This is a genomic window from Olsenella phocaeensis (assembly GCF_048189965.1).
In the GTDB taxonomy this organism is placed as follows: domain Bacteria; phylum Actinomycetota; class Coriobacteriia; order Coriobacteriales; family Atopobiaceae; genus Olsenella_I; species Olsenella_I phocaeensis.
The window spans coordinates 1-17,688 of the sequence record NZ_DBEZHV010000020.1 but is presented as its reverse complement, the minus strand read 5'-3'; the positions used below and the strand labels follow the sequence as shown (position 1 = coordinate 17,688).

Sequence of the window (17,688 nt, the reverse complement as noted above, 5' to 3'; positions counted from 1 at the left end):
GACGGGCGTGGCGCTAGCTTCTCCTAAACGGGCCCCCGCACTCCTTGGCGCCCGGCCTGCCCAGGGCGATGTCCGCCCTCTCCTGCCCGCGGATGCACTTGGCCATCGTCGCCTCGCTCGGGCCGACGGTCGACACGTAGCAGCCCTCGGCCCAGAGCTCCCTGTTCCCGAACTCGTGCCTCAGGCTCGCGTGCCCGTCGAACGTGAGCGGCGAGCTCTTCCCCTTCGGGTAGCCCACGAGGCTCGAGGCGCTGACCCTGGGCGGGACGCTGGCCAGCATGCGCACGTGGTCGGGCACGAGGTGGCCCTCGATTGTCTCCACCCCCCTCCACTGGCACAGCGTCCTCAGCATCCCCCCGAGGCCCGCCCCGTGCTGGCTGCAGGTCGCCCTTCTCCTATGCTTGGGCGCGAACACGACGTGGCGCTTGCAGAGCCGCTTCGTGTGCGCGAGGCCGTTGGCCCTCTGGGCCACGGCGACCACCTCCCCCTCTCGGGGCATGATGGCCTGAACAACCACCATGCCAGAGGGGAAGGCTTTCCGTTGCGTAGCAGAAGTGGGCCCCGCCCGCACGGCGGGTGGTTCTCTGTGCCGCGCAAAGTACGCGCGGCACAGGCTAAAGCCTTTAAAGGGAAGAGCAGGAGCGCTCGGGCGAATCGTCGCCGCCGTCGTGGCGGCGGTCCTCGCTGCCGCGCCCCTGCTCCCGCACGCGACCGCCTACGCCGACACGGGCGGCGTGCACATCAGCAGCTACGAGATAGAGGGCGGCTACGCGCCCGTGAACGAGGGCGTGGGCTACCGCACGTCGGGCGGGCAGGTGTCCTACTGCTACGACCACGGCGCCCACGGCCCGGGACGCGCCGGCCAGGACTACACCGACATCCGGGAGGCCACGCACGAGGAGGACTACCTCCTCGCCAAGGGGTATCCCATGACCAGCGAGATCGGGGGAACCAAGTGGAGCGACACCGAGGCCCAGGCCGTGACGCAGATGGCCGTGTGGCTCGCCTCCGGAACGGCCAGCGAAGGCGACTTCGCGGACGCCGACCCCGCTATGGTCGCGGCCGCAGAGAGCCTCGCCGGAGAGGCGGAGACCTACCAGGGAGGCGACGCCGCCATCGACGGGCGCGGCAGCGTGTGCTTCGTGGCGGGGAAGCCCGCCGTGCAGTCCATGCTCGTCGCCAAGCCGGGATGGAACATCCTGCTCGAGAAGGGATTCGCCGACGCCAAGGTGACCGCAGGCAACGCCCAGTACTCGCTCGCGGGAGCCGTCTACGGCGTCTATAAGGGAGAGGCGCTCGTCGCCCGCATCACCACGGACGCAGACGGCCACGGGACGACCGACACGCGCCTTCCCGACGGCGCCTACACCGTGCGCGAGATGGAGGCCCCTGCGGGCTACGCGCTCTCCGACGAGGCCAAGACCGTCGTCATCGACGGAGCAGACGCCTTCGTGGGCGCCGAGGACGCCCCCGTCACCGTGAGGCTCGTCCTCGTGAAGAAGGACTCGGAGACCGGCGAGGCGGCGCCCCAGGGCGCGGCCACGCTCGACGGGGCGGAGTACGAGGCGACCTACGCCTACGACGGCGGCACCAAGACCGTGAAAGGCACGACCGAGGGCGCCCGCATCGTCTTCGAGGGCATCCCGCTCGGCACCGTCACGGTGCGCGAGACCAAGGCGCCCGAGGGCTACCTGCCAGACACGGAGGAGCACGTCCTCGCCGTGACCGCCGAGGACGCGGGCAACGAGGCCGTGTTCGAGCTCGCGCCCGACGGCGAGTTCACCGAGCAGGTGAAGCGCGGCGACGTGGAGCTCGTGAAGGTAGGCGAAGGCGACTACAGCCGCCTGGCAAACGTGCCCTTCAAGATCACCAGCAAGACCACCGGCGAGAGCCACGTCATCGTGACCGACGCCAACGGCTACGCTTCCACAGCGGCGAGCTGGAACGCCCACACGGCGGACACCAACGGCGGCACGTCCGGATCCGGCATCTGGTTCGGCACATCCGCATCCGACGACTCCAAGGGGGCGCTCCTCTACGACACCTACACGGTGGAGGAGCAGCGCTGCGACTCCAACGCCGGCCGCGCGCTCATCCCCGCCTTCGACGTCACGGTATACCGCGACTCCGTGAAGATCGACCTGGGCACCATAGAGGACCCTGTGGGCCCCGCGGTGCGCACCGAGGCGACTGACGCCGACGACGGCGACCACGAGGCCGTGGCCGACGACTCGGTGACAATCATGGACACCGTCTCCTGCACGGGGCTCACGCCCGGCGAGGAGTACACGCTCACCGGCACGCTCGTGGACAAGGAGACCGGCGAGCCCGTCCAGTCGGACGGCCGCGACGTGACCTCCACGGTCGCGTTCACGCCAGAGGCCCCCAGCGGCTCGGCGAACGTGACCTTCGAGTTCGACGGCAGCGCCCTTGGCGGGCACGCAGTCGTCGTGTTCGAGAGCCTGAAGCAAGACGAGGAAGAGGTCGCCTCCCACGCCGACATAGACGACGAGGGGCAGACGGTCGAGCTCGTGCCGCCAGAGACCCCTCCCGCGACGCCTCCATCCGAGGAGCACGGCGGCGGCAAGTTGCCCCAGACCGGGGACACCACCTCCCTCCTACCCGCCGGCCTCGCCGCCGCAGCAACGGCCTGCGTGGCGGCAGCCGTGGCTATCAGGCGCGGGAAGGACGTCGGAGCCGATGGGGAGGTTGATGACGAGGCTGTGGTCGAAGCCTGAAGTCGGCTGCCAACACCCATAGACACGAAAGGAGCGCGCACCGCGAATCTCCGGTGCGCGCTCCTTATTTGCCCATAAAAAACTAGAGCGAGGCCCAGTGGGTCCCGCCCTTACAAAACCCTAAGGTTTTCCATATGTCTGTATTATGAGCCGTTGGAGAGCCAAATGTCAACCAGCCTCCAGACGAAGTCGAAGAACGACACAATCCCGTCGTTGGCGCGGGAGAGCACGCCGCAGCACTCGGCGTAGCGCCTTACCTCTGCGAGGCGGGCCGCGTGCCTTTCCCTCGTGGACTCTCGCGTGCAGAATTCCCTTACCGAGTAAAGCGTGGCGGCAATCTGAGCGACCCTGAGGTTCCTGAGCTTGGCGCGCCTCGACTTTGTCTTCGTGATACCATGTTCTGAAAGCGAAGTCGTGACCGCCCTGGAAGCCTGGTAGCCGGCCCTCTCGGCGCTTCTCGAGAACCCGTTTACGATCAGGCTGTTGTGTGCGCAAGCGTTTCGGAGAGCCTTGACGCTCTTGAGGACGTAGTGCTCGTCTCGCATTTCCTGCTCGTTCCACCTCCCGGCGCAATAGCGCCAGAGGTCGACGAGCACGCCGAACTCGGTCACCTCAAGAAACACCCAGATGGGGTACCCTCCGGCGTAGTGGGCGATGAGGTCGCCGGAGTACTCGTCGTGCGCGCGCCCTTCGCCGCCCCTGGCAGCAAGCGCATCCTCGATCCGGGAGCGCTGCCTCTCGCTTATCGACGTGAGGTAGTCGGAGACAATCGCGTAGCCGTCCTCGCCGCGCTCCTCGCACATGCGCAGCAGGCGCACCTTGGCAAAGTGCTCGACGTCTATGGTCATGGAGAGGAATGCCTCGCGCAGGCGCCGGTCTATCGAGGAGAGCTCCACCAGGTCCTCGAAGTCGAGGTTCACGTAGTCGCCAGGGTTGTCGCCATCGACCTGGCGGAAGTAGAGCTTCCTGTAGGCCACCGCCCTGAGGTAGTTGTTCACATCAGAGAGGTATGCGACCGCATCTGCCTCTGGACAGAGCTCGAAAGCCACGCCCCTGGACTTCAGGTGCTCGACAAGCTGCTCAGCCGTGAGCATCGGCTTTCGCAGCCTCATGTCTCCCACCATCTTCCCTCCCATCTTCACATGTTCCATTCTACCGCCCATGTCCCAATCTCACATCCACCTGAACACGGCCTTGAACAACAACCTAGTGATCCTCAAAACGGTTCTCATCGTCAGCTCCTTCCATGTCTTCCTGACGGTCATCAGGAACTGAAGTCCTGCGCTGCATCGTGGCCACGCGCTCGTAGCCGCTCTCCGAATATCCGATGGCCTCGCAAGGGTCACATTCGTCGTCCGCCGCGAGGTAGTAGTCGTGCGTGGCCACCGCCGCCGGGTTGGTGCGCCATGCCGCGTCGGAGGCTGCCTTCAGCCTCAGCGCGTCCACGAACTCGTCCCCCTGGCGCAGAAGGACGTCCTCGCCGTCGACGCTCACCTTGATGAGCGTCTTCAGGTCCTCCTCGTCGGCGAGCACGCAAGACCATCCGTCCCTGCGCCGCGCCACGGGCAGGCCGTGCGGGTTCGTGTCGCCCTTGTAGGCGTCAGCCGCCTCGTAGTAGAAGAGGTCGAGCCAGAGCGCCCTGCCGCCTCGCGCATCTGCGACCTCGAGCGCGTAGTCCGTGAGCACGTTGCCCTTGAAGAGCGACGAGTCCGTCAGCGTCGCGGTATCGAACACGTCGAGGTGCCCGGTGCTGTAGTAGGTCTTAACGAGCATCTCCGCCCCTTCCGTCGCGGTTGTCCCTCTGCTTGCGTGGCGCCTGCGGATCCTGCTGACGTGCGTCGTCGTCTCTATTCCTCATCCATGCGGGCCGGTCCTTCTCCCAGGGCCTTTCTGGCGCGCGGGCGCGCCTCTGAGCTCCACGTGCGCCGTGGTGGGGAAGGAGCCCATTCTCGGAGACGCAGGCCATGGCCTCCGCAGCCCTTGCGGCATCCAAGCCCTCGGGCAGGCGTCCCATCGCATGGGCGAGGTCGTCCACACTTCTCGCCCCCACCGCCTCGCACACGGACACGGCGTCGGCGAGACTGCGCAGCTCTCTGATGTCGCCGAGGTCGCATGCCTCGCGGGCAAACTCGTAGAGCCTGCGCTCCGTAGCGTCGGCAAGCCGACCCGCAGCTCCTGCCGCGAAGCGCCTCTCCAGCGACTCGCGGGAGAACGACAGGCCGAGGCGCTCGCCGCCGACCCTCCTCGTGGGATGGTCCGCCAGGGCGTATACCCAGTCGCGCCGCACGGCCTTGGCGGAGTTCTCCGATACCGTGACGCCCATGGCGGAGAGCACGCTCGCGAACTCGCCCTCGCTCCTCGCCACCATGCGCGCGATGGACACGCGCGAGCGGATGTCGGACACCCAGGAGTACGCGCCCTTGGAGGCGAGCTCACGCTCCGCGCGCCCTATGTGCACGCGCTGGCGCGGCCTCGCCGTGCGCATTTTCCCGTGTGCGGCGGGGTGGGGCGCGTCCTCGAAGCACGAGAGCCCCATGTCCCGCGCGAGCCTCTGCACCGAGCGCTTGACCGCCCTCGGGTCGGGCTCCTGGATGCGGCGTCCCGTCGCGAGGTTCGTGTTGTTGACAACGACGTGGGCGTGCGGGATGCGGCCCTCGTTGTCGTCGTGGTAGACGATTGCCACCTCGTAGTCGCCGAAGTTCTCCTTGGCCCACGCGGTGGCGAGCCTGCGCAGGCGCGAGAGCTCGATGCCGTCCTTGGGGTTCGGCGAGAGGATGTAGTGCTTCCACGTCCGCGCGCGGTGCCCGTTCCAGGCGGCGTCATTGCCGTAGGCGACGCGCGTGCGGTCCATCTCGCGCCACCAGTCGATGCGGACACGGTCCTCCAGGCTGTCCCTCACCCCGGAGACCGGGGCGTCGATGTTCAGGAAGTCGGTCGCCAGGGCGCGGCCGCCCTTCTCGAGGTAGCGCTGCACAGCGCGGGCGCTCGTGTGGCCGGATATGCACTTCACGTAGGGCACGGCTACACGATCACAATCGCGTGGTTGCAGATGGCGTGCGTCTCCCCGCGCAGCTGCACGACGGCGACGTTCAAATCCTCCAGGTTTCCCGCCGCGACGCTCAGCAGCCGCTGCGCCTCGTCGGTCCTAAGGCTTCCGCGCTCGGCGTAGTAGGCGATGCGGTTGAGCGCGTGCACGGCCTGGTTGTAGTGGTTGCCCCAGCGGCGCATCTCGCGCTCGAGCCCGCCGGCAGTAGTGCGGTCAAGCACCACGGCAGCGCGGGCGCCTTCTGACGCATAGTCGGCAGGCAGCTGGATGAGCACGCGGACGAGCTGGGAGACGGTGAGGCCGTTTCGCGATGCGAGGTCGAGCGCCCGGTCCTTCTCGCCGGGCGTGAGCCTCACGTATACACGCTCGCAGCGTCCGCCCATCGTCGTTCCTCATCTTCAGGGCAGGTGCACGGAGGGCGCCTGCCTCCCAGGGGGGCGGGGCATCCCCCGCAGCGTCGTCAGCCCGATGGCTGCGACGCTCGGTCGCAAGGCGGCATCCACGGCAACGCATGCGCTGACGAAGGGTTTATTGCCGCCACCGACCCAAGCCCTATGTGTGCGCCTTGTGCGTACGACATAGGAAGCTTGCTATCGTTTGGATTGTACCACGAAACAGCACGGTTCCGTGCTGTATTTGGCCGATGGCTTGCGCCTGCTGTCGCAAGCCGGTGATAAAATATCTTGCAAATGTATTGTATTCCGACTCATACGGAGGCCGGGCGATGAAGTACTCAGACCTCGTCGAAAACGGGGCGACGGACACCGAGAAGCAGGAGTTCCTCGTGGGCGGCGACATGGCCGCCATCACGATCAGGATTCCCGAGAACCTGCGCGATGCGGGCAAGGAGGCTGCCGCCCTCAAGGGCGTGAGCTTCAGCGCCTTCATCCGCATGTGCATGATCGAAGAGCTTACGAAGAAGGGGCAGTAGCCAGTGGCAGACATCAAGAAGCTAGAGAAGGAACTGTGGGAAGCGGCAGATAACCTGCGCGCCAACTCGAAGCTAACGAGCCAGCAGTACTGTATGCCAGTGCTCGGCCTCATCTTCCTGCGCTATGCATGGGGCCGCTTCAAGACCGTGGACGCCCAGATCAAGGAGAGCCGCGCCCATGCCACCGGCAGGCAGGTGCCCATCGAGGCTGCCGACTACACAAAGCGCGGCGCGATGTTCCTTCCCGAAGAGGCGCGCTACGACTACCTGTTGAACCTCCCCGAGAACGAGACGAACATCGGCAAGCGGGTAAACGACGCCATGACGGCGCTGGAACGCCAGAACCCCCAGCTTGCTGGCGTACTGCCCCGCACCTACACGGACCTCGGCAGCGACCTGCTCCGCGAGACGCTGCGCATCTTCAACAACCCCGCCCTCGACGAGGACGGCGACGACATCATCGGCCGCATCTACGAATACTTCCTGGGCAAGTTCGCCCCTGCGGTCGCAAGTGACGATGGCGTGTTCTTCACCCCGAAGTCCCTGGTGCGTATGATCATGAACGTCATCGAGCCGAGTCACGGCACGATGCTGGACCCTGCCTGCGGGTCGGGTGGCATGTTTGTTTCCGCGAGTGACTACATCCGCGAGCACGGTGGCAACCCCATTGAGTCCATGACCTTCTACGGTCAGGAGAAGGTCGAGTACAACGCCAAGCTCTGCCTCATGAATATGGCCGTCCACGGCATGAACGGCAAGATCAAGAGCGGCGACGAGGCGAACACCTTCTACAGCGACGCCCATTCCCTCGACGGCTCATGCGACTTCGTGGCGGCGAACCCTCCCTTCAACGTGGACAAGGTGAAGTCCGAAGACGCCATTGCCGCAGGCCGCATGCCGCTCGGCGTCTCGAGCATCAACAAGAAGGGCGAATTCAGCAACGGCAACTACCTGTGGATCAACTACTTCTACTCGTATCTCAATAAGACCGGCCGCGCCGGCTTCGTCATGGCGTCATCTGCCACCGACTCGTCCGGCAAGGATCGTGGTCTTCGCGAGACGCTGGTGAAGACCGGGCATGTGGACACAATGCTCTACGTGGGCAACAACTTCTTCTACACGAAGAGCCTGCCCTGCACGCTGTGGTTCTTCGACAAGGGAAAGCCGGAGGAGCTGCGCGACAAGGTCCTCTTCATCGACGTTCAGAACTATCATACGGTAATCGACACCACGCATAACGAGTGGAGCCCTTGGCAACTCAAGAACCTCTCCGCCATCGTATGGCTCTATCGCGGGCAGACGGAGAAATACTCCGAACTGCTCGACGAGTACTGCGCGGAAATACGCGATGCCTCGGAAGCGATTGACGATGAAGATGCCAAGAAGGCGTTGGCAAGCGTCACCTCACTCGGTGACTTTCCCGCAGCGCATGAGGCTCTCGCCTCTTTCATCGAGAAGCGCAAGGAGCAAGTGAAGAAGACGGTCGACGCCGCGAAGCCACGTGAGCGCAAGCTCCTTCGCGAGAGCCTTGCGGAGGAAATCTCCCAGCTTGAGGAGCGTCTCACCGTCATAGACGAGGTCCTGTGGCTCACAGAGAAGTTCGGTGCGGGGACGTATGCAGACGTACCTGGCCTGTGCAAGATTGCCACGCAAAAGGAGATTGAGGAGAAGAACTGGAGCCTGACGCCCGGCGCGCACGTTGGGGTGCCGCCCCAAGAGGATGACGGCGTGGACTTTCACGAGCGCATGGGCGAGATTCACGTCAAGCTCAAGCAGCTCCAAGCAGAGAGCAACGAGCTCATGGACACCATCTTCCTAAACTTCGAGGAGCTTGGGCTATGAGCACTCCCCTTAAAGAGCTATGCGAGCTAATCGTCGATTGCCCACATTCCACTGCTCCCGACGAGGGAGTTGGATACCCATTGATTCGCACGCCGAATATCGGCCCAGGCTATCTGGACTTGGCGAATGTTCAGCGCGTTTCCAAAGAGGTCTACAACAGTCGCAATGCTCGTACGGTGCCTCAACCTATGGATCTAATACTCGCACGAGAAGCTCCTGCGGGAAACGTTGGGATTATCCGTGAGGGACAGCGCGTATGCCTTGGGCAGCGAACGGTGCTCATCAGGCCGAACCAAGAAAAAGTTGACCCTTGGTATCTCAATTACTATTTAAACGCGCCTCAACAACGCCATAGACTCCTGAGTAGTGCCAACGGGGCAACGGTTTCGCATGTCAATATGCCAGTAATTCGCAATCTGCCAGTTAGTCTACCGGATTTGAGAACACAGCGAGCAACCGCCGCTGTCCTCCAGGCGTACGACAACTTTATCGAGAACAACCGAAGGCAAATAAAGCTGCTTGAGGAAGCCGCGCAGCGTCTCTACAGGGAATGGTTCATCGACCTCAATTTCCCCGGTCATAAGAACGCCAAGATTGTTGATGGCGTTCCAGAAGGGTGGAGCCGGCTTCGGCTGAAAGACCTCGCTCCATTCCGTCGGGGTAAAGTAATCACCGCTAAAGTCACACAACCGGGCAAAATACCAGTTGTTGCTGGTGGCTTGGGACCTGCGTACTATCACTCAAAATCCAATGCTGCCGCCCCTGTAATAACTGTCAGTGGTTCAGGAGCTAACGCGGGTTTTACACGTCTATATCATCAAGATATTTGGGCATCTGATTGCTCTTATTTAAGCAGTTCAGATACGCCTTATATTTACTTTGTATACCTCTGCGTAAAGGTGCTTGGCAGAGGGTTCAAGCATTTGCAATGTGGGTCGGCCCAGCCGCACGTGTATCCAAGTCACATAAACGATCTCGAGATCTTACAGCCGGATGCATCGACTCTTAAGAAGTTCGAGTGCATTGCAAACCTGTATTACGAGAAAACAAAGTATGAGATTGAACAGATTTCTGAAGCGCAGGAGGCGCGAGATCGTCTCTTGCCTAAGCTCATGTCTGGCGAAATTAAGGCCTGAGTATGAGTGCAACTAAGACTTTTCAGATACACCTCGACCCGGATCTTATTGAAGAGTTTAACGCGACACTGGATGCACACGAACACATCTCCGAGCAGGTTTCGTTCGTAGAGAAGGCGTTTACTAACAAGAAGTATCGAGGGGTACCTGCATGGGACTGCATCTGCACTTGTGTGCACCGGATACGAGATACCGTAGGCTACCTAAATGACCAGACGCTCGGAGTGATGAAGTATCGAAGCGCCTTCGACTTCATAAACTTTATCAACAATGCCTCCGTTGTGCTCAACAGCATTGACATGCTGGCGGATATTTTTGGCGTGGACTTGAGCGTGGAGAACGCACGCATCGATGCCTTCCACATGCCTGGCAGCGATAGCAAAGGCACGGACAAGAAGTACTTTGAGTTCCTACGCTCGCTCTGCGCCGTGCACCCCACGGAAACGAACCGATACAAGGGCATGTATCACAAGACAGATATTGTCACATGTCCTTACTTGACATGGGTACGAGGGTCCATTGCTGAGCTTGCTTGGAACTGCGATTTACATGGGAATGCGTTCACCAACGACGCGAACAGCTGGGGCGAGGACATCTTCATCCACATGGACCAGGTGTTTGCGCATATCAAATACCGCTATAGCCTTCTCAACAAGATCGGAACGGCGCTAGAGCGATTCCAAGAAAACAAGATTCAGGAGTTCCGAGATACACCCGTTCCTAATCGAGCGGAAGGCGAACCAGAAGCCGAATTCATCGAACGTCTCAAGCAAGTCGAGGCGGAACGTTTCGGCACGAACAACGATTTCGTCTACGACTTCGCTAAGAAGGCGGTTGCGTTCAATCCATCCAACCCCGCAAACCGAGAGGCTGCAGAAAGGTATGCAAATGCCTGGAGATTTGCTCTGGGCTTGCAGTTGAACGTGCTGCGGGACATGTCCCGCGAGGGCCCAGAGCACGGGGGTATCGAAGGCGATGACAGTGGTTGGGTGCTGTTTGAGAACCTCGGTTACGCAGACAGGCATTGCAACGAACTCGACGGATTTGCCTACCAGCTTGAGAAAATCGGCTATCTGGATGGAACTAGCGGGCCAAGCGATGCTGCGTGGGGTAGGCTCAAGCTCAAAGAAATCGAACCTGTATTCCGCCCGTATGTGACTATGGATTTGGCCAACGACAGCGACGAGGAGCTGTACATGCTCTCTCGCATTGCACTATATGAGATTGCGCTCCGCCATGATGGCTGGATTAGCCAGATGATTCCGCAGGATAGGGCATATAGAGGAAGCGTTTAGGGTGCTGCCATGGGAAAGAATCGCTATTCAGAGGAAGAAGCCGTACAGAAGCCTGCCGGCGAGCTGCTCCACAAGATGGGTTGGGAGCTCGTCTACGCCTACGACCACGAGGAGCTGGGGCAGCACGGCACGCTCGGACGCAACAGCTACCACGAGGTGGTGCTGCGTCGCTATCTGGTCGATGCGCTCGTTGAGTTGAACGAGTGGCTCGAGGTCGAGGAATGTGAGCAAGCTGCCGATGCCCTCATGGCAACGCTTGCCACAGACACGCTGCTTCAGACCAACGAGAAGAAGTACGCACTCCTCCGCGACGGTATCCCCGTCGAACGCGAGATGCCAGATGGAACCAAACAGACTGAGTATGCAGCCGTCTTCGACTTCGAGCACCCCGACGCCAACCGCTTCATCGCGGTTGAAGAGCTTTGGGTGGACGGGCCGCTGCACCGCCGCCGCTGCGACCTCGTGGGCTTCGTGAACGGCATTCCCCTCATGTTCATCGAGTTCAAGAGGCACGACAAGGACGTGCGTCGTGCCTTCGAGGACAACTACACCGACTACCAGGACACCATCCCCCAGATCTTCTACTTCAACGCATTCGTGATGCTCTCTAACGGCCTCGAGGCGAAGGTCGGTACACTCGGAAGCCCCTACGAGTTCTTCAACGAGTGGAAGCGCCTCGCAGAGGGCGAGCCGGGTAGCATTGACCTGGAGACCATGCTGCGCGGCATGTGCAACAAATCCACCTTCATGGACCTGTTCGAGAACTTCATCCTGTTCGACCACTCGTCAAGTACGACGGCCAAGATTCTTGCACGCAACCACCAGTACCTCGGCGTCAACCGGGCGGTGGATGCCTATAGAAACCGTGAGCTCAAGGACGGGAAGCTCGGCGTCTTCTGGCATACGCAGGGCTCCGGCAAGAGCTACTCCATGGTGTTTCTAGCGCGGAAGATTCTGCGCAAATTCACGGGGTCTCCCACGTTCGTCGTGGTGACGGACCGTAACGAGCTCGACAAGCAGATTGCGAGCACCTTCGCCAACTGCGGCTGCATGGAGATGTCCGACCCGGGAAGCTACATCGCCACGAGCGGCGAGGACCTGGTTCATAAGCTCAAGGGCAACCCGAGCTTCATCTTCACCTTGATCCAGAAGTTCAACGATCCCGACGTCAAGCCCATAGCGCCCGACCACGACGTCGTAATCCTCTGCGACGAGGCACATCGAACCAACAACGGGATTCTCGCAGCGAACATGTGCCAACTCTTGCCGACCGCGTCCAGAATCGGATTCACGGGTACGCCGCTCTTCGCCAACGACAACATCACGGCGCGGACGTTCGGCGGGTACATCTCCGTGTACGACTTCGCGACGGCGGTGGAGGACGGCGCAACGGTTCCCCTGTACTACGAGAACCGCAGTGACCTACTGCACATCGAGAACCCTGAGATAAACGAGGAACTGGCAAATGCCGTTGAGGCCGCCGACCTCGACGACGCGCAGCAAGACAAGCTCGAGCGCGATCTCTCCCGCGAGTACCACATCGTCACCAGCAGCAAGCGCCTGAACACCATCGCGAAGGACTTCGTCGAGCACTACTCGGGGCTTTGGGAGTCCGGCAAGGCGATGTTTATCAGCATCGACAAGGTGACGGCAGTGCGCATGCACGACCTCGTACAGAAGTACTGGGCGGAGGCTATCAAGAAGGAAGAACGAGCGCTTAAGGGAGACTCGCAGCAGGAGGCACTCGAGCGGCAGCGCAAGATTGACTGGATGCGCGAGACCGAGATGGCCGTGGTCGTGAGCCAGGAGCAGAACGAGATCGCCCGCTTCGAGAAATGGGACATCGACATCAGGCCCCATCGCGAGAAGATGGAGACGCGCGAGCTCGACAAGGAGTTTCGCGATCCTGATAACCCGTTCCGCATCGTCTTCGTTTGCGCCATGTGGCTGACCGGCTTCGACGTGAAGCCGCTGTCCATCATGTACTTCGACAAGCCTATGAAGGCGCATTCACTCATGCAGGCAATCGCGCGCGCCAACCGCGTGGCAAAAGGCAAGAGCAACGGCCTCATTGTCGACTACATCGGCGTCGTGAAGGCACTGCGGCAGGCGCTTGCCGACTACACGCGCGACCCGTGGGGTACGCCTGGAAATTCTCCCGTTCTGGACAAGAGCGAGCTTATCGAGTGCGTCTTACAGCTGCTTGCCGATATCGAGGGCTTCCTCGCTGAGTGCGGCTTCGAGCTCGAGTCTCTGTTGACGGCCGATGGCTTCGAGAAGCTCAACATGATAAAGTGCGCCGCCGATGCAGTCTCCGCTGGAGACGAGGTCAAGAAGTGCTTCGGAATCATGGCGCGAGCGCTTTTCGAGCTCTTCAAGTTCATCGAGCGTGGCGATATATCGCGCGATGCATGGGCGCATCGCGCTGCGATAGACGCCATCTACCGGGAAGTCACGAAGCGCCGCGACGTCGCGGATACGGGCGACGTGATGGTCCAGCTGCAGGCGATTATCGACGAGCACATAGAGGTGAACGAGGTCGATAAGTCTGAGCCAGCGAAGTTCGATATCAGCGCCATCGACTTCGACCTTCTGCATCGCGAGTTCGAGAAGAAGACCGAGAAGAACCTCCTCTTGAGCGACATGCGCGCGGTGATAGAGCGCAGGCTCGAGATTGCGCTGCAGCAGAACCCTACCAGATCCGACTTCTTCAAACGATACGAGAGCATCATCGATCAGTACAACAAGGAGCAAGACCGAGCGACTATCGAGGCAACGTTCGAGGCTCTGATGAAGCTCTCCCAGGACCTCGACGACGAGCAGAAGCGCTATGTGCGTGAAGGGTTCACCAGCGAGGAACAGCTTGCTGTGTTCGACATGCTCTACAAGGACACTCTCTCGAAAGAGGACATCAAGAAGGTGAAGAGTCTCTGCGTGGAGCTGGTCGAGACCGTCCGGAAGCGTCTTTCTCAGATGTCGCATTGGACCGAGAAGCCCGAGACCTTGGCCGAGGTGGACACGCTCATACGCGACGAGCTCTACAAGCTTCCAGAACAAAGCTATCCGGACGACTCCATCACCAAATATCGTGCGCAGATCTTCGATTACTTCTATTCAAGGGCGGCGTGATTGATATGGGAACAAATCTGACATGGGGTATCGCACTCAAGGGGTTTGGATTATTCGAGGAACAGTTGAATGCTGAGTTCAAGCTCAGTGCTTCAAAGGTTGCTATTTATGCAGGAAATGGTCAAGGCAAAACTTGTATCAGTCGACTATTTCGCATTGCAAATCAAGACTGCACAACCAGTGTTAGTGACACGATTATTAATCCGTGCTGCCTCAAGTGGCGAGTTTGAGTTCTCATTTACCAGAAAAAACACCTCTGGGTCACTGTGTATTAAGAAAACCCGTGGAACTAATCTATCTGTAAAGAATGGTACAGGATATATATTTCATGTTTTTAATACCGACTACGTTAGGGATAACCTTCAGTCCCAACATTACGCAATCAATGGCGATGCGTTTTCTGGCTATATTGTTGGCAGGGAAAATATCGATGTGTCAGACAAAAAGAAGCTCTTGAACGAGCTTGGCGAAGAGGACAAGCGCAAGCGAGATGCGATAGATAGCGCAGTTGTTCAAGTGCAGTCTGAACTCAAGGGTTATAAACTGTCCCGTCTAAGCGAATATAAGACACTAACGACAGAAAACATTCTCACCTTAGAGAACCGTGCCAATCGATATAACGATGCGCTTGCGAAATTTAACGCTCTGGCGAACCTACCCGATGACATCCCGACGCTTGCTGGGCTTGTTCTCGACGACAGTGCGATATCGTTTGATGCGCTTGAGGAAATTCTGGCGACTTCGTACACAAGGGAGAACTTCGCAGAAGATTTTGCTGACTCTATGCGTCGTAAGAGGGCTTTTATCGAACGGAGCCTGACATATATAAAAGAGGCTGAGTCGAATGATTGTCCATTTTGTGGCAGAAGCTTTAATGATAATGCCCTTCAGCTCATTCATACGTATGAGGGGTATTTGAAGGGCCAAGAAGCTAAGACTGTAGCTGCTATAGATGACCAAATTAATGCATTGAAAGAGTTCTTGGGCACCCATTAATCTTTCTTTCTCGACTATCAGACGAGGGCGGCTAAATACGATTCTCTAAAGAGCGCGTTTGATGACGTTGCGCAAGTCTCACTAGAGAAACTTCCCGAATGCTCTGCTGTGGAGAATTCAATAAACACAATCAATGACGCTCTGAGCAAGAAGAAAGAGGATATCTCAATAGTTCTCTCATCGGACGGCGTAGCGTCCTTAAGAACTTTGCTCGACAGCATACGAGAGCACGTTTCGAATGCGGAAGAGATTTTCAATTGGTTCGATGTGGCTGCAAGTAATCTCAAGAAAGAGATGTCTGATGCTAAAAAATAAGCTATGCATCGAGGGAAAATATAAGGTACGCAATGAATGCGACAAGCTCATTTTGGAACGTGCGAAAATTCTAGACCAATACAAAGCACTTGACGCGGAAATAAAGGAAGCCGAGTCTAAAGGACGGCGCCCCAAAAGGCAGGTTGTCGCCGATATGCTCGCCAACCTTGTTCACAGCGTATTTGGCACAAGATATGTCTTCAATCCAGATGGCTTCACTATTTCTCTCGGCGACGCGGAGCTCGGGGATGACGCGGAAGACATAATGAGCGATGGCGAGAAGTTTGTTCTTGCGTTCTGCCACTATGTGGCCTCGACATGGAGCCTGCTTGAAAGCAATGATGACGCGAAGAAATTGTTCTTCGTAATCGACGACCCGATTTCGAGCCTCGACTATCGTTATGTTTATAGTGTTGTCCAGGTCATTAGAGATTTTAATGTGCTATTTGATAAATCCGGTAATCTGAGAGTGCGATTCCTTCTGCTGACTCACAACAGCGCCTTCTTTAACATGCTGGCGAGGAATAAAATCGTCCAAAATCTCTATACACTACATGACGGCAAGATAAGCAAATGCGACAAGCGCTATATCACTCCTTATAGTGAGCATCTGCAAGATTTGTATGATGTCGCAATTGAAGGTAGCAGCTCGACACATACTACGGGCAATTCGATTCGGCAGGTTATCGAAACTCTTTGGCGTTTTGACAATCCCGCAGTGCCCGATTTGCTCCATTACCTCAATGCGAAAGAATGCAGCGACCTTCGTAAGTGTGAGTTTATCTATACGGTGTGCAATGACCAGTCACATGGTGCATCGATATTCGATAGAGATCAACCGCCTGACGATAAAGCAATAAAGCGCGCTTGTCTAGCTGTGCTGAACCATTTGCAGGATCGTTATCCTGGTCAGCTCATCGCTTCAGGCCTGGAGCTCAAGACGGGTAACAACAAGTAGAAGGACAGTCATCATAGCTTGCAACTTACCCTGCCCCGAGCCCGAAGACCCGGGGCAGCCGCTTTAGGCCCTACCTTCTGTCGTTGAGGACTTTCTTGTGATGACGCAGAAATACCTTCTCGGAGCCGATTACTAGAAGGCTCACAATGTCGTAACGGATGCTGGTGAGGCCCTCCACCTCGCCGAGGCCGAGGTGGAGGGCCTCACCAGCAGTCGGACTTACAATTATATCCTTTTTTCTTCGCTTGCGGTCGTTGGGACACGACATCAGATGCCCGACCTGGTCGCGTCGAAGGCGTACGCCATCTCACCCTGCTTGTCAGGGAAGGGGTGCACGTAGCGGAAGGTCACGTCCAAGCTCTCGTGGCTCAGTCGCTCGACTATGACCACGGCAGAGAAGCCTATCTCTATGAGAAATGATGCGTGGTTGTAGTGCAAGTCGTGGATACGGATGCGCTTGACGTGCGAGCTAGCAGTCGCGCTTGATCTTGTGCCGCGAGTCACCGTTGTAGTCGCGGCACCGCACCTGCGTCGTCCACGTTCCGTTGGGCTTCATCCTCACCGACATACGCCGCTCCTCATAATCATTCCATAGGAACAGCACATGTTCGTGCTGTCAATCGATTGCGCACGGAAGCGCGCTGCAATATCCTGTACACATACGTTTTCAGGAGGAAAGATGACGATAGGCGCGCGCATACGCAGGTACCGCAACGAGGGCGGCATGACGCAGAGAGAGCTCGCTGACGAGGTGGGCCTCACCGAGTCCGCCATACGCAACTACGAGCGGAACATCAGGACGCCCAGCGACCAGCAGATAGGGCGCATCGCCGAAGCGCTGGATGTCTCCGCCGACTCCATACGCGAGATAGGCACGAGCGGCGCGAGGGGCGCTCTCGAGGTGCTCTTCCGCTATGAGAGGGAGCTGGGGCTCATGCCCGTCGTCACCGAAGACGGAGTGGCCGTGGCGCCCGATCCCAAGAAGGAAGGCTCGCAGAAGGCCGTGCAGGCCCTCAAGGCATGGAAGCGCATGAGGGACCAGCTTGCATCGGGCGAGATAGACGAGGGCGACTACGAGGCCTGGAAGGCCCGTTTCATGGGCTAGGGCAGGGCGTAGAGCGCTTACGGGGACGCTGCGGCGCCCCTTTTCTTTGCCGCAAATCGCCACTCTCGCATTACTATTGCCGGTTTTCGGGGGCCAAAACGGGCCCGAAATCGCCTATTGCACACGATGTTGAGAGTGACAAACGGCCTTCCGAATGCCCCGAAAACGGCCCGGAATCGCCGGAAAACGAGGATTTT

At 59.1% G+C, this 17,688-nt stretch carries 15 protein-coding genes; 9 read left to right on the top strand and 6 right to left on the bottom strand.

All coding sequences use genetic code 11. The annotated features are described in order from the left end of the window. Window positions 1–13: 13 nt before the first annotated feature. On the bottom strand, window positions 14–499 hold the full coding sequence (tnpA, locus tag ACMPH2_RS09265) for an IS200/IS605 family transposase (RefSeq protein WP_417119292.1): 486 nt from the start codon (window positions 497–499) through the stop codon (window positions 14–16). A gap of 169 nt (window positions 500–668) precedes the next feature. Here tnpA and ACMPH2_RS09260 point away from each other — a divergent pair, with 169 nt between their 5' ends. Continuing rightward, window positions 669–2,738, top strand: a complete 2,070-nt coding sequence (locus ACMPH2_RS09260) for a VaFE repeat-containing surface-anchored protein (protein ID WP_417119283.1) — start codon at window positions 669–671, stop codon at window positions 2,736–2,738. A 143-nt stretch (window positions 2,739–2,881) separates the two neighbouring features. Here ACMPH2_RS09260 and ACMPH2_RS09255 read toward each other — a convergent pair whose 3' ends face one another. From ACMPH2_RS09255 to ACMPH2_RS09240, 4 genes are all read right to left on the bottom strand, one after another. Next, window positions 2,882–3,862, bottom strand: coding sequence for an Abi family protein (locus tag ACMPH2_RS09255; protein ID WP_417119282.1), 981 nt, complete (start codon window positions 3,860–3,862; stop codon window positions 2,882–2,884). Window positions 3,863–3,944: 82 nt separating this feature from the next. Beyond that, window positions 3,945–4,511 (bottom strand): hypothetical protein, encoded by a 567-nt coding sequence (locus tag ACMPH2_RS09250; protein WP_417119281.1) that lies wholly within the window; start codon window positions 4,509–4,511, stop codon window positions 3,945–3,947. Next, window positions 4,501–5,757, bottom strand: coding sequence for a relaxase/mobilization nuclease domain-containing protein (locus ACMPH2_RS09245; protein WP_417119280.1), 1,257 nt, complete (start codon window positions 5,755–5,757; stop codon window positions 4,501–4,503). The genes ACMPH2_RS09250 and ACMPH2_RS09245 overlap by 11 nt, the downstream gene beginning before the upstream one ends. 2 nt (window positions 5,758–5,759) lie before the next feature. Then, complete coding sequence (locus ACMPH2_RS09240) at window positions 5,760–6,167, bottom strand: hypothetical protein (RefSeq protein WP_417119279.1); 408 nt, start codon at window positions 6,165–6,167, stop codon at window positions 5,760–5,762. A gap of 341 nt (window positions 6,168–6,508) precedes the next feature. Between ACMPH2_RS09240 and ACMPH2_RS09235 the strand changes: the two genes are divergently transcribed. From ACMPH2_RS09235 to ACMPH2_RS09205, 7 genes are all read left to right on the top strand, one after another. Then, window positions 6,509–6,715, top strand: coding sequence for a YlcI/YnfO family protein (locus tag ACMPH2_RS09235; RefSeq protein WP_062529439.1), 207 nt, complete (start codon window positions 6,509–6,511; stop codon window positions 6,713–6,715). Window positions 6,716–6,718: 3 nt separating this feature from the next. Then, a complete protein-coding gene (locus tag ACMPH2_RS09230; protein ID WP_417119278.1) occupies window positions 6,719–8,557 on the top strand; it encodes a type I restriction-modification system subunit M in 1,839 nt (612 codons plus the stop codon). After that, window positions 8,554–9,693, top strand: a complete 1,140-nt coding sequence (locus ACMPH2_RS09225; RefSeq protein ID WP_417119277.1) for a restriction endonuclease subunit S — start codon at window positions 8,554–8,556, stop codon at window positions 9,691–9,693. Before ACMPH2_RS09230 ends, ACMPH2_RS09225 begins: the two co-directional genes overlap by 4 nt. A 2-nt stretch (window positions 9,694–9,695) precedes the next feature. Beyond that, entirely contained in the window at window positions 9,696–10,988 is a 1,293-nt protein-coding gene (locus tag ACMPH2_RS09220; RefSeq protein ID WP_417119276.1) for a hypothetical protein, read from the top strand. Window positions 10,989–10,997: 9 nt separating this feature from the next. After that, entirely contained in the window at window positions 10,998–14,117 is a 3,120-nt protein-coding gene (locus ACMPH2_RS09215) for a type I restriction endonuclease subunit R (protein WP_417119275.1), read from the top strand. Window positions 14,118–14,225: 108 nt separating this feature from the next. Next, a complete protein-coding gene (locus ACMPH2_RS09210; protein WP_417119274.1) occupies window positions 14,226–15,113 on the top strand; it encodes a hypothetical protein in 888 nt (295 codons plus the stop codon). 301 nt (window positions 15,114–15,414) lie between these two features. Beyond that, window positions 15,415–16,386, top strand: a complete 972-nt coding sequence (locus tag ACMPH2_RS09205; protein ID WP_417119273.1) for an AAA family ATPase — start codon at window positions 15,415–15,417, stop codon at window positions 16,384–16,386. Window positions 16,387–16,653: 267 nt separating this feature from the next. On the opposite strand, the gene ACMPH2_RS09200 is transcribed toward ACMPH2_RS09205, so the two are convergent. After that, window positions 16,654–16,824: a hypothetical protein gene (locus tag ACMPH2_RS09200; protein ID WP_156439362.1), complete on the bottom strand. Its 171-nt coding sequence runs from the start codon at window positions 16,822–16,824 to the stop codon at window positions 16,654–16,656. Window positions 16,825–17,065: 241 nt separating this feature from the next. Here ACMPH2_RS09200 and ACMPH2_RS09195 point away from each other — a divergent pair, with 241 nt between their 5' ends. Then, on the top strand, window positions 17,066–17,491 hold the full coding sequence (locus ACMPH2_RS09195; RefSeq protein WP_417119272.1) for a helix-turn-helix domain-containing protein: 426 nt from the start codon (window positions 17,066–17,068) through the stop codon (window positions 17,489–17,491). Window positions 17,492–17,688: the final 197 nt, after the last annotated feature.